The following is a 22538-nucleotide window of genomic DNA, read 5'->3' as shown; positions in this document are numbered from 1 at the left end:
CTTTACGGCTTCGGTTGGCAGCGCGGGCACCAGTAGGTGACGCGTTCGTCGAGGTCGGCTTTCTGGATGGCGTAGGCGCAGCGGCGGCAGGGTTGTGCGCGGCGGCCGTACACATAGCTGGTCTGGCCTTTTCGCAGTTGACCCGTGGTCGTCTGGGTCCAGCGGCCGCGGTTCGAGGCGACGAGCTTCTGGGCGAGGACGACCGTGCCCCGTAGGTCCTTGACCTCGCTGACCGGCAACCAGGGCCAGAGCCCGCGCAGAAACAGCGTCTCCGCCTTGTAGAGGTTGCCGACGCCCGCGAGGTTGCGCTGGTCGAGCAGTGCCTCCGCGATCGTCGTGTCCGGCGTGGCGGCGATGCGGCGGACAGCCTCGTCCGGATCCCAGTCGGCGCCCAGCAGGTCGGGGCCGAGATAGCCGACGAGGGTGTGCTCCTGCTCGGTCGGGATCAGGGCGAGCTCGTGCAGGTGAAATCCGACCGCGACCGCCTTCTCCGCGCGAAGGGCCACCCGGATGAGGTGTGCGGGCCGTCCGCCCCAGCGTTCCCCCGGGGCGTACGCCCGCCACGCCCCGTCCATCCGCAGGTGCGAGTGCAGCGTCATCGCACGGTCGTCCCGGGTCAGCCGCAACAGCAGATGCTTGCCCCGGCTCGCCGACTCCGCGACCGTCCAGCCGGTCAGGTCGGTGGTGGCGAGTTGCGGGACCCGGAAGTCCGACCCGGTCAGCACGGCACCGGTCAGCGCCTTCTCGACGACGCGGGCGGTGTTCCAGACGGTGTCACCTTCAGGCATGGCCTAGTGATGCCCCGTCACCGCTCGGAGATGCGTACGACATCACCGGGGGTGACCGAGAGGACGACCACGGCCCGGCCCCCGTTCACCGCGATGGCGACCCGCCCGGACGAGTCCTCGAAGACGATCAGCTCGCCGGGCGCCGCGTCCCCGAACGTCTGGGCCAGTCGCGCCTTCACCCCACCGGCAACGAGCTCGGGGCCGAGACCGCTGAGCATCGAACCGTTCGCGGCGAGCTGGACGTTGCCGAACCGGTCCACCGTGACCACCTCGGCCTCGATCCAGCCGTCGCCGATCGCGACCACCGGGTCTGGCAGCCGGACGATCGTCTTCGGGTCGACGGGGTTGCCCGCCTCGGCGAGCGGGGCGCCCAGCGCGAGGTGCGCGGCGACGGGGGAGAAGATGTCACGGCCGTGGAAGGTGCGCGAGACGTCGCCGAGGAACCACCCCTGGTTCGTCAGCTCCACCACCTCCTCGACGCCGCCCAGGGCCTCCGCCGCCCAGACCAGCAGGCCGTTGTCGGGGCCGACGAGCAGGCCGTTCGGCGTACCGATGCCGATGCCACGCCGCGCGGTGCCGACTCCCGGGTCGACCACGGCGACGTGCACGGACGGGGGCAGGTGCGGCGCGGTCTGGGCGAGCACCGCGGCACCACGGGCGACATCCGCGGGCGGGACGTGGTGTGTGACGTCGATGACACGTACGGCGGGAGCGAAGCGTGCGATCACCCCGTGGCAGGCGGCGGCAAAACCGTCGAAAGTGCCGTAGTCGGTAGTGAGGCTGATCCATCCGTAGGTGCCCATGGTGAATCACGTTACTGCTCCGGCACGGCTCCATGGCGCGCCGCGCCACTCTGGCACTGTGGACCTCATGCGTCTCGTGATCTTCACCGAACCCCAGCAGGGCGCCAGCTACGAGGACCTGCGCCGGCTGGCTCAAGTAACCGAGGACACCGGCTACGACGGCTTCTTCCGCTCGGACCACTACCTCGCCATGGGCGGCGACGGGCTGCCCGGCCCGACCGACGCGTGGGCCACGCTGGCCGCGCTCGCCGTGCAGACCAAGCGGCTGCGGCTCGGCACGCTGGTCACCTCGGCAACTTTCCGGCTGCCCGGCCCGCTGGCCATCACCGTCGCCCAGATCGACGAGATGAGCGGCGGCCGGATCGAGCTCGGTCTCGGCGGCGGCTGGTTCGAGGCCGAGCACACCGGCTACGGCATCCCGTTCCCGCCGCTCGGCGAGCGTTTCGACCGCCTCGAGGAGCAGCTCGAGATCGTCACCGGGCTGTGGTCGACCCCGCTGGGCTCGACGTACAGCTTCGACGGCAAGCACTACCAGGTCCTCGACTCGCCGGCGCTGCCCAAGCCGGTCCAGTCGCCCCGCCCGCCGGTCATCGTGGGTGGCGCCGGCAAGAAGCGCACCCCCGCCCTGGCGGCCCGTTTCGCCGACGAGTTCAACACCCCGTTCGCCAAGCTCGAGGAGCTGCCCGCGATGTACCAGCGGGTCCGCGACGCCTCGGCGGAGATCGGCCGCGCGACCCCGCCGGCGTTCTCGGCCGCCGCGGTGCTCTGCGTGGGCCGCGACGACGCCGAGGTGGCGCGCCGGGCCGCGGCGATCGGCCGCGAGGTCGAGGAGATGCGCGACAACGGCGGCATCGTGGGCACCCCGAACGAGGTCGTCGACATCCTCGGCCGCTACGCGGAGACCGGCGCGACCCGGATGTACCTCCAGGCGCTGGACCTCGCCGACCTCAACCACGTGGAGCTGGTCGCCACGGCGGTGGCGCCGCAGCTCGCCTGAGGACTGCTCATTCGACCCCACCCGGTTACTCAACCGGGTGGGGTCGATCCGTTTCCGGGATAAGAGTCGTAAAGTCCTAGCCGTGCAGATTGTCACCAAGCGACTGACTTTGCGCCGCCCGGCCCCGGCTGACATCGACGCGATCTTCGCGCTCCACCACGACCCCGAAGCCTGCGCGCACAACCCGTCGGACCTGCTCGCCACCCACGCCGACGCAGAGGAACGCTTCGCGCGCTGGGACGAGCACTGGCGGCGGCACAGCTTCGGCTACTGGGCGATCGACGAGCGCGAGTCGGCGCGGACCCTCGGCTTCAGCGGCCTCAAGGTGGTCCGCTTCCGCGAGCGCGAGGTGCTCAACCTCTTCTACCGCCTCGACCCCGCCGCGTGGGGCGCCGGCTATGCCACCGAGGTGGCAACAGCAGTGGTGGCCTGGGCCGGCGAGCACCTCCCGGACTGGCCGATCCTCGCCCGCGTACGCCCGGAGAACATCGCCTCGCAGAAGGTCGCCCTCAACGCCGGCCTGACCCGTGCCGAGCACCTCGACGAGCCCGGCGAGGACGGCCCCGACTGGATGTTCACCGCGAACTGAGAAACTCCCGCTCCGCCTCGTTGCTCGTCAACGCCAACGCCTCGCGATAGGCGACCGCGGCCTCGGCATCCCGGCCCGCTCGCCGCAGGAGATCCGCCTTGACCGCCGGAAGGTACTGGTACCCCGCGAGCCGGCCCTCGGTCTCCAGCTCCGCGATCGCCAGCAGGGCCCGCTCGACCCCGGCCACCTCGGCCAGTGCCACGGTGCGGTTCAGCGCGACAACCGGCGACGGCCACGCCGCCAGCAACTCGTCGTAGAGCGCCAGAATCCGCGCCCAGTCCGTCTCCGCGAAGGTCGGCGCCTCCGCATACTGCGCGGCGATCGCTGCCTGCAGGACATACCGGCCCCGGCTCGGCTCCTCATTGAGCAACTCGTGCGCTTCGGCAATCGCGGCATGGTCCCATTGCGACCGATCCTGCTGATCCAGCCTCAGCAGCCGCCCCTGCGAGTCAACTCGGGTACGCCGCCGGGCATCGGTCACGAGCAGCAGGGCCAACAGCCCACGCACCTCTCCCTCACCGGGCATCAGCTCGTTCAGCACCCTGGCCAGGTGCACACCTTGATCCAGGAGATCGGCCCGCATCAGCGACGCACCCGACGGCGCGGCATGCCCCGCGGTGAAGAGCAGATGGATCACCCCGAGCACCCCGCGCAGCCGCCCGGCCAGATCAGCCGCCTCCGGCACGCGATACGGAATCCGCGCGGTCGCGATCTTCTTCTTCGCCCTGGTCAACCGAGCCGCCATCGTCGGCTCCGACACCAGCAACGCCCGCGCGACCTCCCCGGTCGACAACCCACACACCAACCGCAACGTGAGCGCCAGCTGCGCCTCCTGCCCCAGCGCCGGATGACAACACATGAAAATCAACCGCAACCGCTCATCGGGTACGCAGTCAGCGCCATCACCTACCCCCGGCTCGACCGCCACCTCTGCTTCCTCGGGCACCACCAGCAGCGGAAGCTTGGCCCGCAACACCCGCTCCCGCCGAACCACATCAACCGCCCGCCGCCGCGCCGTGGTCGTCAGCCACCCCACCGGACTGCCCGGCACCCCACCCCCGGGCCACCCATCCAAAGCCGCCGCGTACGCCTCCTGCACACACTCCTCCGCCAGATCCAGATCCCGGGTGACCCGCACCGTCGCAGCCAGCACGATCCCCCACCCCCGCCGATGCGCCTCCGCAACCTCAGCCCTGACATCAACCGCCACCTCCGGCCCAGCGTCTCGCGCGTGGTCCGGCCCGGTCACTCGCGTGCGGTGGGGCGGATGAAGCCGCCCGCAACCGGCCGCACCTCGACGCCGCCACCCTGCTGGATCACGGGGTTGGCCCCGGCAATCCGCAGCGCGGCATCCAAGTCAGGAGCCTCGATCACGTAGAACCCCGCAATGACCTCCTTGGCATCAACGAACGGCCCATCCGTCACCGCGTCACCCCGGATCGACGTCGCACTCGCGACGGACTCCAACGCGAACGCCGCCACCATGCTGTCGGCGTCCCGCAACTCCTCTGCATGGCGATCGTGCACCTCCTGCTCCGCCTCGGCGCCCTCGCGATGCGCCGAATCACCCGCATAGATCAAGACCGCGTACTGAGTCATGGCTCTTCTCCCTCACCGCCGGACGACTGCGTTCCACCTCTATGTCGAACGGATCCGCCGAAATCGACAGCCGGATCGATTTCCGCTTCCAACGGCCTGAGCACAACTGTCAGCTCCCGCGGCTCGGCATCGAGCCATCCCGTCGCCTCGTCATCGGGAAGCAGCCCCGCCCAGTCGATCCCCTCCCGAGACCGCACACCGCCCCCGACGAAGAGCGTGAACCGCCAACGCTCCTGCCCGGTGACGCCGCACCACATCAGGCCCCCGATGAACGGATCCGCCCCGTCGAGGTGATAGTCCTCCGCCTCGAACCCGTCGCACCACAGATACCGAAGCCTGTTGTCCTCGAACCCACGGAACTCGGCACACACCCGGAACTCGAGCCGCCCCCAGAACTCGGCCTCGTCCATCATTTCCCCAGGTAAGCGCCGGACTCATCCACGTGATCGGCGAACTCGTCGAAGTCCATGTTCGCGATGGCCAGGTTGGCGGAAACGTCCCCGAACCAGCGCAGCGGCAGCCGGAAGGTGCGGCCCGGCTCGGTGTACAGATCGACGGCCAGCAATGGGTGCCCGGCGTCGGCCAAGGTGGTGGCGTCGGCGAGGAACAGGTATGTCAGCTTGTCGTCATCCTCGGCCCCGGCGTCCGCGGCGACCAGCGAATCGACGGTTGCGTCGGCGTAGGCGGGGTCACTGACGAGGGTCGCACTTTCGTCACGCAGCGCGGCTTCGAGCTCCCGCCACGCCAGATCGCCGCCGAAGCTCGTGCGCAGGACCAGCGAGGTCAGATCGTCAGGCTGAGGCAGCACGGTCATCTCCAGAGGTCAGCTGCGTTCCGGGCGGTGGTGGACCGCGCCGGGTGGTGTGAGTAGCGAACGATGTCAGCCCATTCGGAGAAGGCAGTGGGCCGTGGGCGGAGGGGAGCCGGCAGGGGTGAGGGACGGGATCAGCCGCGCAGGCGGAGGCCACGGGGGGTGGTGCGGAACCCGGCTGTGGTGAGGGCTTCGCGGAGGGGAGAGGGGGAGGCGTGGACGGATTCGCCGTCGGCTCGTTCGACGGACATGGGGCCGAGGGCGCCGGATTTCACCGCGCCGGCGAGGGCCTGGCCGGCTGCGATGAGGGATTCGGGGGTGTCGGTGAAGGAGAGCAGGGTGCGGCCGCCGCGCTCGACGTAGAGGATGATGTCGCCGCCGACGAGGACCACGAGGGCGCCGGCTTTGCGGCCGGCGCGGTGGCCGGTGGCGGGGGTGGTTTCGCCGTTGCCGCTGTCGATGACGCGTTCGGGCCAGGGCAGGGCTGCGCCGTAGGGGTTGGCAGGGTCGGTCGCGGCTAGGACGACGGCGGCTGTGGCTGTGCGTTTGGCCAGCTCTGCGGGCTCGGCGAGGGCGCGGAGGCGGTCGACCGCGCCGGGGACAGCGAACTGGGCTGCGCCGAGGCCCTCGACGAAGTAGCCGCGGCGGGCGGCGCCGCGTTCCTCGAGGGCGGCGAGGACCGGGTAGACCGCGGCGAAACCGCCCGTGACGCCCTCGGCCATGACCGCGCCGCGGGTGATGACGCCGTGCCGTTCGAGCAGGAGATCGGCGAGCGCGGCGGCGCGGCGGGTGGGGTCGAGGTCGCGGGCGGGCAGGCGGGACCAGCGGCCGACCATCTGCAGGGGGCCGCTGCGGGCGGGCATCGCGACGCGGCCGGGGCGGCGGTATCGGGCTCGGGCCGGGGCGGATTTGCTCTTGTGGGCGCCGCTGCCGCCGAGCAGGGCGCGCAGCGGGGCGAGCGTGTCGTTGGTCAGGTGACCGGCCCACACGAGGTCCCAGATCGCGGCCGCGAGGGCGTTGTCGTCGAGTGAGTGGACCCGGTCGGCGAGGCTGCGGAAGAACAGCGCCTGGCCGTCGGCGAGGGTGTCGAGGATCGACTGGTGCAGCGGGGTCAGCGCCACCTCGTCGTCCGGGGGCGGCAGGAGCAGCGGGGCGCTGTCGGCGTATGCGAGGGTGATCCAGCCGTCGCCGCCGGCGATGCTGCCGGAGCCGGCCCAGAGCACCTCGCCTGCCGCGCAGAGCTCGTCGAGCTGGGGTGGGGCGTAATCGGCGACCCGGGACGGCAGGACGAGGCGCTCCCAGGCCGAGGCGGGGACAGCGACACCCTGGAGCTGCTCGAGCGAGGCGGCGAGGGCGTCGATGCCGCGGGAGTTGCCGCCGATCTGGTGCCAGCGGGGCAGGAACGCGGCGAGGATCCGGGGCGCGACCGGCTCGATCTCGCGGCGCAGCGCGGCCAGGGAACGCCGGCGCAGCATCCGCAGCACCTCGGCGTCGCACCACTCGGTGCCCGCGCCGCCGGGGGAGAACTCGCCGGAGACCACGCGGCCGGTGGCGCTGAGCCGTTTGAGGGCCTGCTCCACCACGAAGACACCGAGGCCGAAGCGGGCCGCGCAGGTCGCCGCCGCGAACGGGCCGTGGGTGCGGGCGTAACGGGCGACGACATCGCCGAGCGGGTCGGCGACCGGCTCGAGATAGGCCTCCGGGATGCCCACCGGCAGCGCGACACCGAACGCGTCGCGGTAGCGGCCGGCGTCCTCGACGCCGATCCAGCGCTCCTCGCCGGCCACCCGGATCTGGATCGCGCGGCGGGTGTCGGCGAGTTGGGTCATCCAGTCGAGCTCGATCGAGCGGGCGGTCAGCTCGGCCTGGGACAGGTCGCCGAGCAGGCGCAGCAGCTCGGCGGCGTCCTCGGCGTCGCGCGGGCTGCGTTGCGTGGTGAGCCACTGCAGACCGCTCTCGGTCTCGGTGACGACCGTCGGGTCGAGCAGCTCGCGCAGGTCGACCCGGCCGAGCAGCTCGCCGAGCAGCGTCGAATCCAGGGCCAGCGCGGCGGCGCGGCGCTCGGCCAGCGGAGCGTCACCCTCGTAGAGGAACGCGCCGACATATCCGAACAGCAGCGAGCGCGCGAACGGCGAGGGCCGGGGCGTCTCCGCCTCGACGAGCCGCACCTTGCGCCCGGCGATCTCGCGCATGAGCCCGACCAGCCCTGGCACGTCGAACACGTCCTGCAGGCACTCGCGGGCAGCCTCGAGCGTGACCGGGAAGTCGGCGAACTCGCGGGCGACGTCGAGCAGCTGGGCCGAGCGCTGGCGCTGCTGCCAGAGCGGCTGACGACGGCGTGGATCGCGGCGTGGCAGCAACAACGACCGGGCCGCGCACTCGCGGAAGCGTGAGGCGAACAGCGCCGAGGTGCCCACCGTCTCCTCGACGATCTGCGAGATCTCCTCGGGGTCGAAGGCGACCAGGTCGGCGCCGGGCGGGTCCTCGGCGGTGTCGGGCAGCCGGATCACGATGCCGTCGTCGGACGGCATGACCTGACCGTCCACGCCGTAGCGCTCGCTGAGCCGGCGCGCGATCGCGAGCGCCCAGGGCGCGTTGACCTTGGCGCCGAGGACGCAGTGCACGGTCATCCGCCAGTCGCCCAGCTCGTCGCGGAACCGCTCGACGACCACCGTGCGGTCGTCGGGCAGGTTGCGCGTGGCTTCCCGCTGCTCACGCAGGTAGGCGACGAGGTTGTCGGCGGCCCACTCGTCGAGCCCGGACCCGCGCAGCGACGCGACGGCGGCCTCGTCACCGGCCCGGGTCAGCCCGCGCAACCGGGCGCCGATGGCCCGGCCCAGCTCGACCGGGCGACCCAGCGAGTCGCCCTTCCAGAACGGCATCTTGGCCGGGGCGCCGGGCGCGGGGGAGACCAGCACCCGGTCGGGGGTGATGTCCTCGATGCGCCACGAGGTCGAGCCGAGCAGGAAGACGTCGCCGACGCGGGACTCGTAGACCATCTCCTCGTCGAGCTCGCCGACCCGGGACGCGCGCTCCGACCCGGCCAGGAACACGCCGAACATGCCACGGTCGGGGATGGTGCCGCCGCTCGTGACGGCCAGCCGCTGGGCGCCCGGGCGACCGGTGAGCTGGTCGGTGGTGCGATCCCAGACCAGGCGGGGGCGCAGCTCGGCGAATGCCGTCGAGGGGTAGCGGCCGGAGAGCATGTCGAGCACGGCGTGCAATGCGGAGTCGGGCAGCTCCGTGTAGGGCGCCGAGCGGCGGACCAGCGCGGCGAGATCGTCGAGCTGCCACTCGTCGAGCGCGACCATGGCGACGATCTGCTGGGCCAGCACGTCGAGCGGGTTGCGCAGGTAGCGCAGCTCCTCGATCGCGCCCTCGCTCATCCGCTCGGCGACCACCGCGCAGGAGACCAGGTCACCGCGGTGCTTCGGGAAGACGACGCCCCGGGAGACCGCGCCGACCTGGTGACCGGCCCGGCCGATGCGCTGCAGCCCGGCGGAGACCGACGGCGGCGCCTCGATCTGCACGACCAGGTCGACCGCGCCCATGTCGATGCCCAGCTCCAGGCTGGACGTCGCGACCACGGCGGGAAGCTGCCCGGATTTCAGCGCCTCCTCGATCTGTTTGCGCTCCTCGCGGGAAACGCTGCCGTGATGCGCCCGCGCGACGACCGGTGGCGCGCCGCCGGAGGAGCCCGCTTGAGCCATGATCTGCGCGGGTGGAGCCGACGCCTCGGAAGTGGTTTCCAGCGCCAGCTCGTTGATCCGCGCGCACAACCGCTCGGCCCCGCGGCGGGAGTTGGTGAAGACGATGGTCGAGCGATGCGCTCTGATCAGATCGAGCACCCGCTCCTCGACCGCCGGCCAGATCGACGGCGAGTGCCGCCCCGCGCCGGGATCGTCGGGGTCGACGTCGGGCACCTCGTCGAGGCGGGTCATGTCCTCGACCGGGACCTGCACCGTGACCTCGATGGTCTTGCTGCTCTTCGGCTGCACGATCTCGACGTGGTGGGCGCCGCCGAGGAACCGGGCGGTGTCCTCGATCGGGCGGACGGTGGCGGAGAGGCCGACCCGCTGGGCCGGCTTGGGCAGCAGCGCGTCGAGGCGCTCGAGCGAGAGCGCCAGGTGCGCGCCGCGCTTGGTGGCGGCGACGGCGTGCACCTCGTCGATGATCACCGTCTCGACACCGCGCAACGACTCCCGCGCGGCCGACGTGAGCAGCAGGAACAGCGACTCGGGCGTGGTGATCAGGATGTCGGGCGGGGTGCGCGCGAAGGCGCGTCGCTCGTCGGCCGGTGTGTCGCCGGAGCGCATGCCCACGGTGATGTCGGGCGGAGGCACGCCGAGCCGGCCCGAGGCCTGCCGGATGCCGGTCAGCGGGGCGCGCAGGTTGCGCTCGACGTCGACCGCGAGGGCCTTGAGCGGACTGATGTAGAGGACCCGGCACCGGTGCTTGGGGTCCGGCGGCAGCGGCTCCTGCGCGAGCCGGTCAAGCGACCAGAGGAACGCGGCCAGGGTCTTGCCGGAACCGGTCGGCGCCACCACCAAAGCGTTACGGCCGCCACCGATCGCCCGCCACGCGCCGGTCTGGGCGGCGGTGGGCGCGGCGAAGGCAGCCCGGAACCACTCCCTGGTGGCCAGGCCAAATTCCTCCAACACGTCTCGCACGTCCTCCATCGTGCCCCGGGGGTATGACAAAAACAGCGGATCGACCCGCCCGGATGGGCCATGGCGTCCGTCCATGACCTGCGACACATTGATGGGCATGTTGAGGAAACTCCCCGGTGCAGTCGCCGCAGCCCTGGCCGTCGTCGCGCTCGGTGCGGCCCCGGCGCAGGCGGCAGGCGCCGGTTACGTCCGGCTTGCCCACCTGTCTCCCGACACCCCCGCGGTCGACGTCTATCTCAAGTCCGACAGCGGCGCGGTCGAACCCCAGCGTTTCAACGGCGTCGCGTACGGTGCCATGTCCGACTATCTGCGTCTGCCCACCGGGGCGTACCAGGTCGCCATGCGTAAATCGGGAGCGTCCGCGACCAGCCCACCGGTGCTGACCACCCAGGTCACGGTGGCGGAGGGCGCGGCCTACACGGTCGCCGGCGTCGGCCGCTACGCCGATCTCGGGCTGCGCGTGCTGCAGGACGATCTGAAACTGCCGGGCGGCGACGAATCCAAGATCAGGATCATTCAGGCGTCGGTACGCGCACCCGTGCTCGACGTCGCCGGCGCCAACGGCAAGGCCATCGCCGACGGGGTCGCGTTCGCCACCACGACCGACTACCGCCAGGTCAACCCGGGCAAGTGGACTGTCCAGGTCCGGCCCAGCGGCGGCGGCTCGGCCAGCGAGTTGCCCTGCACCCTCGGTGCGGGCAACGTCTACTCGCTGCTGGTGCTCGACGACAAGAAGGGTGGCCTCAAGCCCGAGCTGCACATCGACGCGGCCGGCACGAGCACGGTGCCGCAGGGTGGCGTCGCAACCGGGCTGGGTGGCACGCAACACCATGACGACCGGCTCACGGCGGTGCTGCTCGCGGGCCTGGCGGCCCTGCTCACATCGGGTCTGATGGTCACGCTCCGACGTTCCAGGGCCTCCTCTTGACGGTACGCTCCACAGCTCGCCGGCTACTTCTTCCGATCGCCGTCCCACTGGTCGTGGCCCTCGTGGTCGCGACCGGGTACCTGGCTCTGCGTGGATCGCCGGGTCCCGTTGAGGGCGCGGGAGTGCGCGCTCCGGGCGTACCGTCAAATTGGCCGCAACCGGAAGGCCTGCCTGATCCCTTCGGTCGATCGGCGGCCGCGCCCAGCGGCCTGCCGTCACGTCTCAGAGTCGGGGCCGTCGGCATCGACACCGGGCTGGAGAGGCTGCGGCTGGGTGCGTCCGGCGAGCTCGTGCCGCCCAAGGGCAACGACCGGGCCGGTTGGTACGCGGACGGCACAGCCCCCGGTGACGTCGGCCCCGCTGTTCTCGCCGGCCACGTCGACTCGAAGTCCGGACCGGCCGTGTTCTACCGCCTGCGTGAGGTGGTGGCCGGCGACCGCATCGAGGTGATCCGCGGCGGGGCGACGCTCTCGTTCACCGTCACCGAGACCGCCTGGTACCCGAAGAGCGCGTTCCCGACGGCACGCGTCTACGGCCCCACGCCCGACCGGGAGCTGCGGCTGATCACGTGCGGGGGAGTCTTCGACAAGAGCCTGCGGTCCTATCGGGACAACCTGGTCATCTATGCGGTAGCCCGATGAATGCCGGGCCCGGGTTGGCTACTCTGGAAGGGACGACGGGTGGGTGCTGATGGCGGTCAGGCGGATGCTCATCGCCGGTCGGTATCGCCTGCGCGAACCGGTCGGCAGCGGCGGCATGGGCCGGGTGTGGCTGGCCCGCGACGAGATGCTCGACCGGGATGTCGCGGTCAAGGAGTTCGTCCCGCCCGACTGGATGACCGACGAGGAAAAAACCCGGCTGCGTGACCGTACGTTGCGCGAGGCCCGCAGTGCCGCCCGGCTCAACCACCCGCACGTGGTCAAGATCTACGACGTGGTGCACGCGGAGGACCAGCCGTGGATCGTGATGGAGTACGTCCCGTCACGCTCGCTGCACCAGGTCATCGGCGAGGACGGCCCCTACGATCCGCGGTCGGCGGCCCGGATCGGCCTCGACGTGCTGGAGGCGATCACCGCCGCGCACCGCGCCGGGGTCCTGCACCGCGATGTCAAACCGCACAACGTGCTGATCGGTCATGACGGCCGGGTGGTGCTCACCGACTTCGGCCTGGCCACGTTCGTCGACGACGGCTCGGTCACCGGGCCGGGCCTGATCGTCGGCTCCCCGCAGTACGTGTCGCCGGAGCGGGCGCGCGACGGCGCCTCCACGGTCGAGTCCGACCTGTGGTCCTTCGGCGCGACGCTGTTCGCCGCGGTGGAGGGCCGGTCGCCGTTCGCCCGGGAGAGCTCCATGGCCACGCTGATGGCGCTGGCGACCGAGGAGCCCGACGCGCCGGTGCGGGCCGGCCCGCTCGCGCCGGTGCTGACCGGCCTGCTGCAGCGTGAGCCGATCGATCGGTTGGACGCCGCCTCGACGCGTGACCAGCTGCGTGAAGTGGCCGGCCTCTTCCAAGGCCACGCCGTGGTGCCCGCACCCCGCGCGCCCATGGACGATCCTGCGCCCTCTCCCGCACCCGTCCCTTCACCAGCCTCTGTGCCTGCGACGCCTCCCGGCCCCGAGCCGCCGCGGCCCGCGGTTCGCCGCTCCTTGGCCCTGATCGGCGGCTTTCTCGTGGTGGCCCTGCTCGCCGGGACGGCCTTGCTGTTGCGGGATCGCGACACCCCCATCCCGCCCGTGTCCCAGCCTTCCGCCGCCGCCCCCGCCTCCTCCTCCGTTTCAGCCGCGGCTCCGGTGGGGTTCAGCCCGGTGAAATGCCTGGGCGAGGCGTCGGACGGACTGCCCACGACACCGCAGCCCGGAGCAGAACGCCTGCGTGACGGGTGGGCGCTCTACGCCGGCTGGTCCTATTTCCAGCAGGGCGATTTCCATATCGCGGTGCCCGACGGCTGGACGTACGAAAAGGTCGGCACCACGCTCTGCTTCCGCGATCCGATCGCGCTGCGGGTGCTCAGCGTCGACCCTTCCCGCAATCCCGCAGGAAATCCGGAAAAGGCGTGCCGCGACGAGGTCACCCTTTTACGTGACGCGGGCAAGCTGCCCGGCTATCAGCAATACGGCATCAATCGGGTTTCGTCGCTCGATCGGGCGGCCGATTGGGAGTACGCCTACGACGACAAGGGCTCCGGGGCACGGCTGCACGCGATGACCAGGTGGGTGGCATCGGGAGGCAAGGGCTACGCGTACGGGCTGATGACCCGCGACCTCGACTGGCCGGCCAACTTCGCGACCTGGGGGATGATCGTCAGCACGTTCTACACGAACGCCTAGGGGTGGTGGAAGCGGCCGTGGACGACGTACTGATCAGCCGGTCCTGACCGTCGTCGGGCAGCCCGGACGGGCCCGTGCCCGTCCGGGAATCTCACAGCCCGTATTCAGCGCACGCTGGTAGATTTCTCGGATGATCGGCAGTAGACAGCCGGGCTTGGCCCGGCTTTCCGTGTATCTCCTCCTGTGTCAGGCGCCGCCATGTTGATCCTGGTCGGCCTCCTGCTCGTGATCCTGGTGACGGCCATCACCGGCTATTTCGTCGCCCAAGAGTTCGGTTACGTCGCCGTCGACCGCGGGCATCTGCGCCAGCAGGCCGAACAGGGCGACAAAGCCGCCGAACGAGCACTCAAAGTAACTGAACGCCTCTCCTTCGTGCTGTCCGGCGCGCAGCTCGGCATCACCGTCACCGCCCTGGTCGTCGGCTACGTGGCCGAGCCGTTCCTCGGTGAGGGTTTCGCCGACCTGATCGGTCTCACGGGCCTGTCCGACGGGGTGAGCACGGCGATCTCGGTGATCCTCGCCCTGCTGATCGCGACCGTGGTGCAGATGGTGCTCGGCGAGCTCGCCCCCAAGAACTTCGCGATCGCCCGCCCGGAGGTCCTCGCCAAGGCGCTGAGCCGCAGCACGCTGATGTATCTCGCGGTCTTCGGCCCGATCATCAAGCTCTTCGACAAGGCCGCCGCCAAGCTGCTCCGCCGCATCGGCATCGAGCCGATCGAGGAGCTGCCCGAGGGCGCCACCGAGGAGGACCTGGAGCAGATCATCGCGGAGTCCCGGCAGGAGGGCCACCTCACCCCGGAGCTGTCCGAGCTGCTCGACCGCGGCCTCGACTTCCGCCGCCGGACGGCCTCCGAGGTGATGGTCCCGCGCGTCGACGTGCAGACCGTCCAGGCCACCGACCCGGCCGAGCGCATCGTCACCCTGCTCGACACCGGCCGCTCCCGCTTCCCTGTCCGCTCCGGCACGGGTGTCGACGAGATCATCGGCGTCGTCGGCATCGCCGACGTCCTCGCCGTCGCCCCCGCGGCCCGTTCGACGGTGCAGGTCGGCGATCTCTGCGCCCCCGCGCTGTTCGTCCCCGCCTCGCTCCGGCTGCCCGCCGTGCTCGACCGCCTCCGCGGCGGCCACCGCCAGCTGGCCTGCGTGGTCGACGAATACGGCGGCTTCGCGGGCATCATCACCCTCGAGGACATCGCCGAGGAGCTCGTCGGCCCGATCCGCGACGAGGACGACCTGCCCGAGCCGACCCCCACCCGCCAGGACGACGGCTCCTGGATCGTCCCCGCCCGCTGGCGCATCGACGAGGTCGCCGACGCGACCGGCCTGCCCCTGCCCGAGTCCGACGAGTACGACACCGTCTCCGGTCTGATCATGACCCAGCTCGGCCGGGTCCCGCAGATCGGCGACTCGGTCCTGCTGGACACCGGCGCGACGCTCGACGTGCTCTCCGTCAACCGGCACGTGCCCCAGTCCGTACGCATCTCCGTGCCCTCGACCTCCGACGCCGCGGAGGTGTCCGCATGAGCACGACCTGGGCCGCCATCTGCTCGTTCCTGCTGCTCGCGGGTAACGCCTTCTTCGTCGCCGCCGAGTTCGCCCTGGTGGCCAGCAAGCGTTACCGCCTCGAACACGCCGCCGCCGACGGCAGCCGCGCCGCGAAAGCCGCGCTCGACGGCAGCCGGGAGCTCTCCATCATGTTGGCGGGCGCGCAGCTGGGCATCACCCTCTGCTCGCTGGGCCTCGGCGCCCTGGCCGAGCCGGCCATCGAGCACCTGCTCGCCCCGCTGCTGCACGACATCGGCCTGCACGAGGTGCCGAGCGAGATCATCGCCCTGCTCTTCGCCCTGGTCGTCGTCACCTTCCTGCACCTCGTGATCGGCGAGATGATGCCCAAGTCCTGGGCCATCACCGACCCGGAACGCTCCGCCACCCTGCTGGCACTGCCGTTCCGTGGTTTCGTCCGCGTCGTGCGTCCCGCGCTGGTCGCCCTCAACTGGCTGGCCAACGCGGCACTGCGCCCCTTCGGAGTGCACGCGCAGGACCAGCTCGCCCAGGCCCACGGCCCGGAGGAGATGAACATCCTGCTCGAACGCTCCCGCGCCGAAGGCCTGATCGGCGCCGAGCAGACCGAGCTGCTCACCAGCATGCTCAAGCTGCAGGAAACAACCGTCGCCGACGTCCTCATCCTCGACGACCAGCTGGTCACGGTCGCCCCCGACTCCTCAGCCCTGGACGTCGAGGCCGCCTCCCTGCGCAGCGGTCGTTCGCGGCTGGCGGTCGTCTCGCCCGCCACCGGCGCGGTCGTTGGCGTCGTGCACGTCAGGGAAGCAGTCCGGGCCACCACCGCGGGCATCGACGTGACAGCCGAAGAGCTCATGGACTCCGCCTTCGTCCTGGACGCCGCGGTCACCGTCACCGACGCGGTCACCGCGATGCGCGGGGCCCGCGCCCAGCTCGCCATGGTCACCCGTGGTGGGGAAAGAGTGGGCTTCGTAGCCCTCGAAGATCTGCTTGAGCAGGTAATCGGCGAGTTCGACGACGAGACTGACCCGGTACCGGTGGGCAGGCGCATGCGCTGACAGTTGCTGGGGGTGGCGAGATGGCCTTCGAGAAGGTACGCCGGGCGTTCGGCCTGGGCGGCCCGGTCGTCCACACGGTCCTCACCACCCCCGACACCTGTCCGGGCCTCCCACTCATGGGCGCCGTCCGGGTCCGCGGCGGCCACTACGACGTCGCCGTGGACACCGTCGCCGTCGGCCTGGTCACCCGCACCGAAGCCGAGGACGGCGACGCCCTCCTCGAATTCCACCGCGCCTGGGTCGCCGCCGGCTTCACGCTGGCACCGGGCGAGCACCAGGACATCCCCTTCACCATCACGCCCCCGTGGGAGACCCCGCTCACCCACGCCTACGGAAAGCACCTCGCCGGCATGAGCATGGGCCTGCGCACGGAGCTCACCGCCGACGACGAACTCGACCACGGCGACGTCGAACTCGTCCACGTCCACCCGCTGCCGCTGCACGACCAGGTCCTCCACGAACTGGACCACCTCGGCTTCCACTTCCGCCACGCCGACGTCGAACGAGGAGCCATCTACGGCGTACGCCAGGAGCTCCCCTTCTACCAGGAGATCGAGTTCACCCCGCCGGACCACTGGCGCCGCGTCATGGACGAACTCGAGCTGACCTTCATCACGGACGAAACCGGCGTCGACGTCATCCTGGAATACGAGAAGCACAGCGGCTTCCTACGCAAAGCCCAGGACTCCTACGCCCGCTTCCGCCTCAACCACGACGAGGACGGCCACGCCGACGTCGAGGTAGCTCTCCGGGAAGCCCTCCCGCCGATCATCTGACCGCCCTGCACCACACCCCCGCCGTTCAGGCCCCTGTGGCATATCCCTCAGGCGCTGCCGGATCGGGTGAGTCCGGTTCGGACGGTCACGTCAGCGACACGCCCAGTGGCCAGCGCATGTGACATGCCCGAAATGCCTGTCACACGGCTCTAACAACTATCTCAACCATTTAACCCCGATCCACCCCTTGAAGGTTGCACCTTCAATCTATTAACGTCCGTCTATTGGTCAACGGCGGCGCGTTACCCCTTCGAGCACGTCGCCAGTGGTTCCCTTCCCCCACCAAGGAGCGACGCATGGACACGCACAGGTTCGCAGCCCCCGTCTGGTCGGTCTTCCGGATCGTGATCGGCCTGCTGTTCAGCCTGCACGGCGCCGCATCGGTACTCGGCCTCTTCGGCGGCGCCCAAGGATCCGGCAAAGCGATCGAGGCCGGCCTCTGGCCCGGCTGGTACGCAGGCCTGATCCAGCTCGTCTGCGGCATCCTCGTCATGATCGGCCTAGGCACCCGCCCCGCCGCAATCCTCGCCTCAGGCTCCATGGCCTACGCCTACTTCACGGTCCACCAGCCCGACGCCCTGATGCCGATCCAAAACGGCGGCGTCAACGCAGCCCTCTACGCCTGGACCTTCCTGGCAATCGCCGTCCTCGGCGCCGGCCCCTGGTCCCTGGACGCCCTCCTCCGCCGCCGCACCACAACCCCCGCCACCGCCGCTGACCCCGCCGCCGCCGACGAGCACGTCACCGAACCCGCCACCGCCTGACCGCATCCCCTTCTCGGCTCAGCTCGCCCAGCCCGGCCTCAGTCCGCCCGGCCTTAGTCCGCCCGGCCTCAGCCCGCCCCACTACGGCCTGGCCTGGCTCGGCTAGGCCTGGCCTGGCTCGGCTAGGCCTGGCCTGGCTCGACCTGGCCTACGGCCCGGTTCGGCCTACGGCCCGGTTCGGCTTGGCTGCGGCCTGGCCTGGCCTGGCCTGGCTTTGCTCTGCTGCGGCTGCAGCTGCGGCCCTGTTCGGCCTGCGGCCCTGTTCGGCTTGCTGCGGCCTGGCCTGGCCTGGCCTGGCTTTGGTCTGCTGCGGCCCGGCCCGGCCCGGCCCGGTCCAACTACGGACTGGCTCGGTTGCGGGCTGGCGCCGGCACGTGGATGCGGCCTTGTTCGGCCACTGCCCTGTGACTGCTGGTCGGGCGACCGCCCGACCAGCAGTCACTTGGTCCCCTGATCTTCCGCCCCCTGCTGCAGCCGTGCCTCCAACCGCTTCCGGGCGGCAGGCCACTCGTCCACGGTCATCGCGAACAGCACCGTGTCCCGCCAGGTCCCGTCCGGACGTAGCCGGTGCCGGCGGATCAGCCCGTCCCTGCTGGCGCCCAGCCTTGCGATGGCCCGCTGTGATCTCTCGTTGCGGATGTCGGTGTACCAGAAGACGCGCCCCGCCCCCAGCACCTCGAAAGCCCGTTCGAGCAGCAAAAGCTTGGCCTCGGTGTTGACGCCGCTGCGCCACCATCGTTTGCCGAGCATCGTGTGCCCGATGCCCAGCGCTCCGGCCTTCTCGTCGACGTCGTGGTAGCTGGTCATGCCCATTACCTCGCCGGTTTCCGGGTCGCATTGAGCCCAGGTCACCCGGTCACCGTTCCACTGCTGCCGGGCCGCCAGGGCTACCTGCTCCGCCATCTGCTCGCGGCTTCCGGGCCTGCGCGTGGGGAGGAACTGCCAGACCTCGTCGTCCGCGAGCGCTGTCATGAGACCGTCGACGTGCGCCGGCGTCAGCGGTTCGAGTGCCACGTGCCGGCCGTGCATCGGGACGGCTGTCTGCCAGGGGGAGGCCGGCGTCTGCGGGAGGTAGTGCGGTGCCGGACGGGTCATGCCCTCGGCCGGCTCCGGTGGCCCCGCCACGCGCCGTAGCGGTAGGACGCCTGCCCAGTGTGACAACGACTGGTCCTCCGGATCGTCCACGGCGCCATGCGCACGCACCCGGACGGAGACCTCTTCCAGCGGCAGTGCCAGGACTGCCGTCGTCACCAGCTCCTTGGCTGTCGGCGGCCGGCTGTCGGCCGCCCGGCCCGGGCCAACCTTGTCGACCATGGCCGTGAGCACGGCCTCTTTCTCGGCGTTGTCGGTGACCGGCCGGGCCTGACCCATGGCGACCAGGGACCGGTAGTTGGCACTGTGGTTGAACTGGGACCGCGCGAAGACGAGCCCGTCGAGCAGCGTCACCGAGACGCAGATCCGGACGCCGTCGCCACGGGCCGCGAGCCCGAACCGGCCTCCGGTCGACCCGTGCAGGTAGAGGGTGTCGCCGACGCGAACGTGCAGCGTGGGCAGCACGCGGGGCTCGCCGTCGACCACGAAGGCCACAGAACAGTCGTAGGCCTCGTCCAGGATGGCGTGTGCAGTGTCGCGCTCGTAGAACATCCGCTCGCGAGTGCGGGTCGCCGTGGTGCGCGAGGTCGGTTCGTAGAGGTCGGTCACGGGTAGCCCCCTTGCGTAATCTTCTGTGCTAGTACAAACTTTGTGATGTGCCAGAACAATATCAGGTCAGTGGTTCGACTGCCGCTTCGATTTCGGCCAGCATCGAGGCCGGGGTCCGGCGTGGTGACTGGGTCTTCGGCGACAGCCTCCCGCCGATCCGGATACTCGCGGAGTCGCTGCACGTCAGCCCTGCGACGGTCGCGAAGGCCTACCAGGAGCTGCGGCAACGCGGCATCGTCGAGACCTCGGGCCGGCGCGGGACCCGGGTGCGTTCCCGGCCGGCCGTCGCGCGTCAGCGCGCCTTGTTGAGGCCGCCTGCGCCGCCCGGCTCACTGGATCTCTCGTCGGGCGACCCCGATATCCGCTGGCTGCCCACTCTCGGCCCGCACCTACGTGCGGTCTCCGAAGAAACAGGTGCCCCACTTGGGTACGCAGCAGCGGGCGCAATGCCGGAAGTAGCGGAGATAGCCCGCGCCCGTTTCGAGGCGGACGGCGTCCCAGTCGACGACGTGGAGATCGCGGTGACGAGCGGCACACTCGACGCCATCGAGCGCCTGCTGGTGACCCGTCTGCGCCCCGGGGACATCGTCGCCGTCGAGGATCCCGGCTGGGCCAATCTCCTCGACCTGGTCGCGGCGCTCGGGCTGTCCACCGTGTCCATGGCCGTCGACGACGAGGGTCCGCTTCCCGACAGCCTGGACGAGGCGATCGCGCTGGGCGCGCAGGCTGTCATCGTCACCGCGCGTGCGCAGAATCCGACGGGCGCTGCAATCAGTGAGCAACGTGCGATCGCTCTGCGTGCAGTCCTGGCACAACACCCGCAGGTGCTGCTCATCGAGGACGACCACGCCGCCGAGCTGGCCGGCGTGGCGTTGCACTGTCTCAGCGGCGTCACCAATTCCTGGGCGTTCATCCGCTCGGCGTCCAAACCTTACGGCCCTGACCTGCGGGTGGCTGTCACGGCCGGCGACGAGGAGACCATGGGCCGCGTGATCGGCCGCCTGCGCATCAGCACCGGCTGGGTGTCCACGGTGATGCAGCGACTGATGCTCCGCCTCTGGCTCGACGACGACGTCACTACGACGGTTGCCGCAGCCGCCGCGAGCTATGACCGGCGACGCCTCGCTCTGCGGGACGCTCTGTCCGTGCGAGGGCTCCAGGCCCACGGCACCACAGGCATCAACCTATGGGTACGCGTAAACGACGAAACCAGTGCGGTAACAGCCCTCCGTGATGCCGGCTACACGGTGGCGCCGGGGTCGATGTTCCGCCTCGCCTCCCCGCCGGGCATCCGCGTGACTATCAGCCCGCTCGACGACGAGATGGTCGAACTGTTCGCTGACGCCGTCGCTCATGCCGTACATCCCGCTGCCGCAGGCGCTCCTGGCCGTTGACCTGGGTCCTCCACGTTCGGGTGACACCGACGCGCGTGGAGGACGCAGGTGGGGGTAAAACGGTGCAATGCCGAGCACCGAAGCGCCCATCGGCGCACAGCAATTCGTCCCCGGAAGCGCCACCAGTCTCGACGAGCTCAAGACCGCAGCGGCCAAGTGCGAGGGCTGTGAGCTTTTCGAGCCGGCCACCCAGACCGTCTTCGGCCGTGGCGGGGCCGACGCCCGGGTCGTCTTCGTCGGCGAGCAGCCGGGCGACGTGGAGGATCAGAAAGGCCTGCCGTTCGTGGGTCCGGCCGGCCGGTTGCTGCGCGATGCGGTCGATGCTGCGGGGATCGACGCGTCCAGCGTCTACATCACGAATTCCGTCAAGCATTTTCGCTTCGAGCTGCGGGGTGCCCGCCGCATCCACCAGACCCCTGGCCCGGCGCACATCACTGCCTGCCGACCGTGGCTGGTCGCCGAGTTCGCGCTGCTCAAGCCCGAGATGGTGATCGTGCTGGGCGCGACGGCTGCCAAGTCGCTGCTCGGCCCGTCATTCCGGGTGACCCGCTCCCGGGGCCAGCTCATGCCGTGGCCGGCCGCTGCGCAGTTCCCCGACGACTTCCCGGCGACGCAGGCCCAGGCGCTCGCCACGATTCATCCTTCGGCGGTCCTGCGTGCCGACGACCGGGATCAGGCGTACGCGGGGCTGGTCGCTGACCTCACGGTGGCAGCGCAAGCCATCGGGGGTTGATCGGATGCCCTGACCTCGCTCAGCGGGTTGGCGGCCGGGTATCGCCAGGGGAAGCGAGTCGTTGCTCCGCGAGGTGCTGACGGCGCCGTTGCCACGCTTTGTACGCCGATTCCGGCACCACTCTCACGACTCGGGTGACGTCGAACAACTGGGGCTCGTGCCGGTGTGGCCCATAGCGGTAGAAGCCTTCCACCAGCGCATACGTGCCTACGCTGAGCCGAGATCCGCGAAACCAGGCGTCGTGCCTGTTGCCGGGCTTTCCGCTCCAGCGCACGAAGGCCTTGGTCCCGGTCGTAGCGCGCTGGTGGACCTGAGTCACGAAGCAGAGCCTGGCTGACGGGTTCTGGCGGATGCTGACGCGCATCGCCTCCCAGCTTGCCGCGAGCGCTGCCTCGCGTTGCGGCCGTCGCACGATTTTCCTGAACAGGGCACCGGCAGCCATCCCCAGGAGATACCCCAGGCCTCCGGCGACGCTGCGGTTGTTCTTGGATGTCACACGAGCACGGTGCCATCGGTCGATGTCGTGAGTAAATCCTTTTTGGACCATGTGTCTCGAACAACGGTCGGCGCTGTTCTACCCGGAACCCACGACCAACTCAGTCGTCCCAGCCCTGGCATGACGGATCGAAGTAGTGACACATGTCTCAGTGGCATTGGCGACGAGCTCTCCGGGTGGTCCCGAAGCGGTCGCGAGTAGGCTTCCGGTGTGCGGTTGACGGACTTTTGGGAGCGCCTCGAGCAGGCATTTGGCTCCTCATATGCGCGGAGCATCGCCGCCGACTATGCCTTCTCCAGCCTCGGTGGAAGAACAATCGACGAGGCGATTGCGCAGGGTGTTGATACGGCTACTATCTGGCGATCCGTGGTCTCTGCGTACCCCGATCGCATACCCGCTCGCCTGCGCTAACTGCGTTTTCGTACGCCTGTTCGGGCGTGTCGCTCGATCCTAGTACAAGTGTTCGGCTATTCTCCTCAGCGGCGTGGTCATCCACAGCTCAGGGCCGGGCGGCTGATTTCTGTCAGACCCAACGTCTAGCGTGACCCGCGTGGTGAACAGAAGCAGCTCAGCGGCGAAAAC

General features: G+C 70.3%; 21 protein-coding genes. 12 read left to right on the top strand and 9 right to left on the bottom strand.

What is annotated here, in order from left to right; genetic code table 11:
- Positions 1-2: 2 nt before the first annotated feature.
- Positions 3-788 (bottom strand): DNA-formamidopyrimidine glycosylase family protein, encoded by a 786-nt coding sequence (locus Aco04nite_RS38275; protein WP_213002123.1) that lies wholly within the window; start codon positions 786-788, stop codon positions 3-5.
- A gap of 17 nt (positions 789-805) precedes the next feature.
- Positions 806-1591 (bottom strand): SAM hydrolase/SAM-dependent halogenase family protein, encoded by a 786-nt coding sequence (locus tag Aco04nite_RS38270; RefSeq protein ID WP_213002122.1) that lies wholly within the window; start codon positions 1589-1591, stop codon positions 806-808.
- Positions 1592-1658: 67 nt separating this feature from the next.
- On the opposite strand from Aco04nite_RS38270, the gene Aco04nite_RS38265 reads away from it, so the two are divergent.
- Together Aco04nite_RS38265 and Aco04nite_RS38260 are read left to right on the top strand one after the other, a co-directional pair.
- The gene (locus tag Aco04nite_RS38265) at positions 1659-2588 is read left to right on the top strand and encodes an LLM class F420-dependent oxidoreductase (protein WP_213002121.1); all 930 of its coding nucleotides are present in this window, start codon (positions 1659-1661) and stop codon (positions 2586-2588) included.
- 82 nt (positions 2589-2670) lie between these two features.
- Complete coding sequence (locus Aco04nite_RS38260) at positions 2671-3177, top strand: GNAT family N-acetyltransferase (protein ID WP_213002120.1); 507 nt, start codon at positions 2671-2673, stop codon at positions 3175-3177.
- Here Aco04nite_RS38260 and Aco04nite_RS38255 read toward each other — a convergent pair.
- The 5 genes from Aco04nite_RS38255 to Aco04nite_RS38235 form a co-directional block, all read right to left on the bottom strand.
- Complete coding sequence (locus Aco04nite_RS38255; RefSeq protein ID WP_213002119.1) at positions 3164-4330, bottom strand: RNA polymerase sigma factor; 1167 nt, start codon at positions 4328-4330, stop codon at positions 3164-3166. The genes Aco04nite_RS38260 and Aco04nite_RS38255 overlap by 14 nt on opposite strands.
- A 92-nt stretch (positions 4331-4422) precedes the next feature.
- Positions 4423-4776: a YciI family protein gene (locus Aco04nite_RS38250; RefSeq protein ID WP_213002118.1), complete on the bottom strand. Its 354-nt coding sequence runs from the start codon at positions 4774-4776 to the stop codon at positions 4423-4425.
- Positions 4773-5189 carry a hypothetical protein gene (locus Aco04nite_RS38245; RefSeq protein ID WP_213002117.1) on the bottom strand — a complete coding sequence of 139 codons (417 nt, stop codon included), beginning with the start codon at positions 5187-5189 and terminating at the stop codon, positions 4773-4775. The genes Aco04nite_RS38250 and Aco04nite_RS38245 overlap by 4 nt, the downstream gene beginning before the upstream one ends.
- Positions 5186-5590, bottom strand: coding sequence for a DUF6924 domain-containing protein (locus tag Aco04nite_RS38240; RefSeq protein ID WP_213002116.1), 405 nt, complete (start codon positions 5588-5590; stop codon positions 5186-5188). The genes Aco04nite_RS38245 and Aco04nite_RS38240 overlap by 4 nt, the downstream gene beginning before the upstream one ends.
- A gap of 131 nt (positions 5591-5721) precedes the next feature.
- On the bottom strand, positions 5722-10266 hold the full coding sequence (locus Aco04nite_RS38235; RefSeq protein ID WP_213002115.1) for an ATP-dependent helicase: 4545 nt from the start codon (positions 10264-10266) through the stop codon (positions 5722-5724).
- An 88-nt stretch (positions 10267-10354) separates the two neighbouring features.
- Between Aco04nite_RS38235 and Aco04nite_RS38230 the strand changes: the two genes are divergently transcribed.
- The 7 genes from Aco04nite_RS38230 (at position 10355) to Aco04nite_RS38200 (ending at position 17632) form a co-directional block, all read left to right on the top strand.
- Positions 10355-11185: a DUF4397 domain-containing protein gene (locus Aco04nite_RS38230; protein WP_213002114.1), complete on the top strand. Its 831-nt coding sequence runs from the start codon at positions 10355-10357 to the stop codon at positions 11183-11185.
- On the top strand, positions 11182-11826 hold the full coding sequence (locus tag Aco04nite_RS38225; RefSeq protein WP_244876601.1) for a class F sortase: 645 nt from the start codon (positions 11182-11184) through the stop codon (positions 11824-11826). The genes Aco04nite_RS38230 and Aco04nite_RS38225 overlap by 4 nt, the downstream gene beginning before the upstream one ends.
- 49 nt (positions 11827-11875) lie before the next feature.
- A complete protein-coding gene (locus Aco04nite_RS38220) occupies positions 11876-13513 on the top strand; it encodes a serine/threonine-protein kinase (protein WP_213002113.1) in 1638 nt (545 codons plus the stop codon).
- Between the two features lie 198 nt (positions 13514-13711).
- Positions 13712-15037, top strand: coding sequence for a hemolysin family protein (locus tag Aco04nite_RS38215; RefSeq protein ID WP_213002112.1), 1326 nt, complete (start codon positions 13712-13714; stop codon positions 15035-15037).
- Positions 15034-16092, top strand: coding sequence for a hemolysin family protein (locus Aco04nite_RS38210; protein ID WP_213002111.1), 1059 nt, complete (start codon positions 15034-15036; stop codon positions 16090-16092). The genes Aco04nite_RS38215 and Aco04nite_RS38210 overlap by 4 nt, the downstream gene beginning before the upstream one ends.
- Before the next feature lie 20 nt (positions 16093-16112).
- The gene (locus Aco04nite_RS38205; RefSeq protein ID WP_213002110.1) at positions 16113-16868 is read left to right on the top strand and encodes a sporulation protein; all 756 of its coding nucleotides are present in this window, start codon (positions 16113-16115) and stop codon (positions 16866-16868) included.
- A gap of 296 nt (positions 16869-17164) precedes the next feature.
- Positions 17165-17632, top strand: a complete 468-nt coding sequence (locus Aco04nite_RS38200; protein ID WP_213002109.1) for a DoxX family protein — start codon at positions 17165-17167, stop codon at positions 17630-17632.
- A 438-nt stretch (positions 17633-18070) separates the two neighbouring features.
- On the opposite strand, the gene Aco04nite_RS38195 is transcribed toward Aco04nite_RS38200, so the two are convergent.
- The gene (locus Aco04nite_RS38195) at positions 18071-19333 is read right to left on the bottom strand and encodes a bifunctional pyridoxamine 5'-phosphate oxidase family protein/GNAT family N-acetyltransferase (protein WP_244876600.1); all 1263 of its coding nucleotides are present in this window, start codon (positions 19331-19333) and stop codon (positions 18071-18073) included.
- A 47-nt stretch (positions 19334-19380) separates the two neighbouring features.
- Here Aco04nite_RS38195 and Aco04nite_RS38190 point away from each other — a divergent pair, with 47 nt between their 5' ends.
- Positions 19381-20727 carry an aminotransferase class I/II-fold pyridoxal phosphate-dependent enzyme gene (locus tag Aco04nite_RS38190; protein ID WP_213002108.1) on the top strand — a complete coding sequence of 449 codons (1347 nt, stop codon included), beginning with the start codon at positions 19381-19383 and terminating at the stop codon, positions 20725-20727.
- 67 nt (positions 20728-20794) lie between these two features.
- Positions 20795-21460 carry a UdgX family uracil-DNA binding protein gene (locus Aco04nite_RS38185; RefSeq protein WP_213002107.1) on the top strand — a complete coding sequence of 222 codons (666 nt, stop codon included), beginning with the start codon at positions 20795-20797 and terminating at the stop codon, positions 21458-21460.
- A 19-nt stretch (positions 21461-21479) separates the two neighbouring features.
- Here the strand turns inward: Aco04nite_RS38185 and Aco04nite_RS38180 are convergent, their stop codons facing one another.
- Positions 21480-21956, bottom strand: a complete 477-nt coding sequence (locus Aco04nite_RS38180) for a hypothetical protein (RefSeq protein WP_213002106.1) — start codon at positions 21954-21956, stop codon at positions 21480-21482.
- A 210-nt stretch (positions 21957-22166) separates the two neighbouring features.
- Here Aco04nite_RS38180 and Aco04nite_RS38175 point away from each other — a divergent pair, with 210 nt between their 5' ends.
- Positions 22167-22367, top strand: coding sequence for a DUF3046 domain-containing protein (locus Aco04nite_RS38175; protein WP_213002105.1), 201 nt, complete (start codon positions 22167-22169; stop codon positions 22365-22367).
- Positions 22368-22538: the final 171 nt, after the last annotated feature.

It is taken from the genome of Winogradskya consettensis, assembly GCF_018332715.1.
GTDB lineage: Bacteria > Actinomycetota > Actinomycetes > Mycobacteriales > Micromonosporaceae > Actinoplanes > Actinoplanes consettensis.
This window is presented reverse-complemented; position numbering and strand designations above follow the sequence as displayed.

Bases quoted from the DNA above. Each gene is read 5' to 3' on its own strand.
- Aco04nite_RS38215 (WP_213002112.1), top strand. From the start codon at position 13,712: ATGTTGATCCTGGTCGGCCTCCTGCTCGTGATCCTGGTGACGGCCATC.
- Aco04nite_RS38265 (WP_213002121.1), top strand. From the start codon at position 1,659: ATGCGTCTCGTGATCTTCACCGAACCCCAGCAGGGCGCCAGCTACGAG.
- Aco04nite_RS38210 (WP_213002111.1), top strand. From the start codon at position 15,034: ATGAGCACGACCTGGGCCGCCATCTGCTCGTTCCTGCTGCTCGCGGGT.
- Aco04nite_RS38235 (WP_213002115.1), bottom strand. From the start codon at position 10,266: ATGGAGGACGTGCGAGACGTGTTGGAGGAATTTGGCCTGGCCACCAGG.
- Aco04nite_RS38185 (WP_213002107.1), top strand. From the start codon at position 20,795: ATGCCGAGCACCGAAGCGCCCATCGGCGCACAGCAATTCGTCCCCGGA.
- Aco04nite_RS38220 (WP_213002113.1), top strand. From the start codon at position 11,876: ATGGCGGTCAGGCGGATGCTCATCGCCGGTCGGTATCGCCTGCGCGAA.
- Aco04nite_RS38200 (WP_213002109.1), top strand. From the start codon at position 17,165: ATGGACACGCACAGGTTCGCAGCCCCCGTCTGGTCGGTCTTCCGGATC.
- Aco04nite_RS38275 (WP_213002123.1), bottom strand. From the start codon at position 788: ATGCCTGAAGGTGACACCGTCTGGAACACCGCCCGCGTCGTCGAGAAG.
- Aco04nite_RS38250 (WP_213002118.1), bottom strand. From the start codon at position 4,776: ATGACTCAGTACGCGGTCTTGATCTATGCGGGTGATTCGGCGCATCGC.
- Aco04nite_RS38230 (WP_213002114.1), top strand. From the start codon at position 10,355: ATGTTGAGGAAACTCCCCGGTGCAGTCGCCGCAGCCCTGGCCGTCGTC.
- Aco04nite_RS38270 (WP_213002122.1), bottom strand. From the start codon at position 1,591: ATGGGCACCTACGGATGGATCAGCCTCACTACCGACTACGGCACTTTC.
- Aco04nite_RS38205 (WP_213002110.1), top strand. From the start codon at position 16,113: ATGGCCTTCGAGAAGGTACGCCGGGCGTTCGGCCTGGGCGGCCCGGTC.
- Aco04nite_RS38245 (WP_213002117.1), bottom strand. From the start codon at position 5,189: ATGATGGACGAGGCCGAGTTCTGGGGGCGGCTCGAGTTCCGGGTGTGT.
- Aco04nite_RS38240 (WP_213002116.1), bottom strand. From the start codon at position 5,590: ATGACCGTGCTGCCTCAGCCTGACGATCTGACCTCGCTGGTCCTGCGC.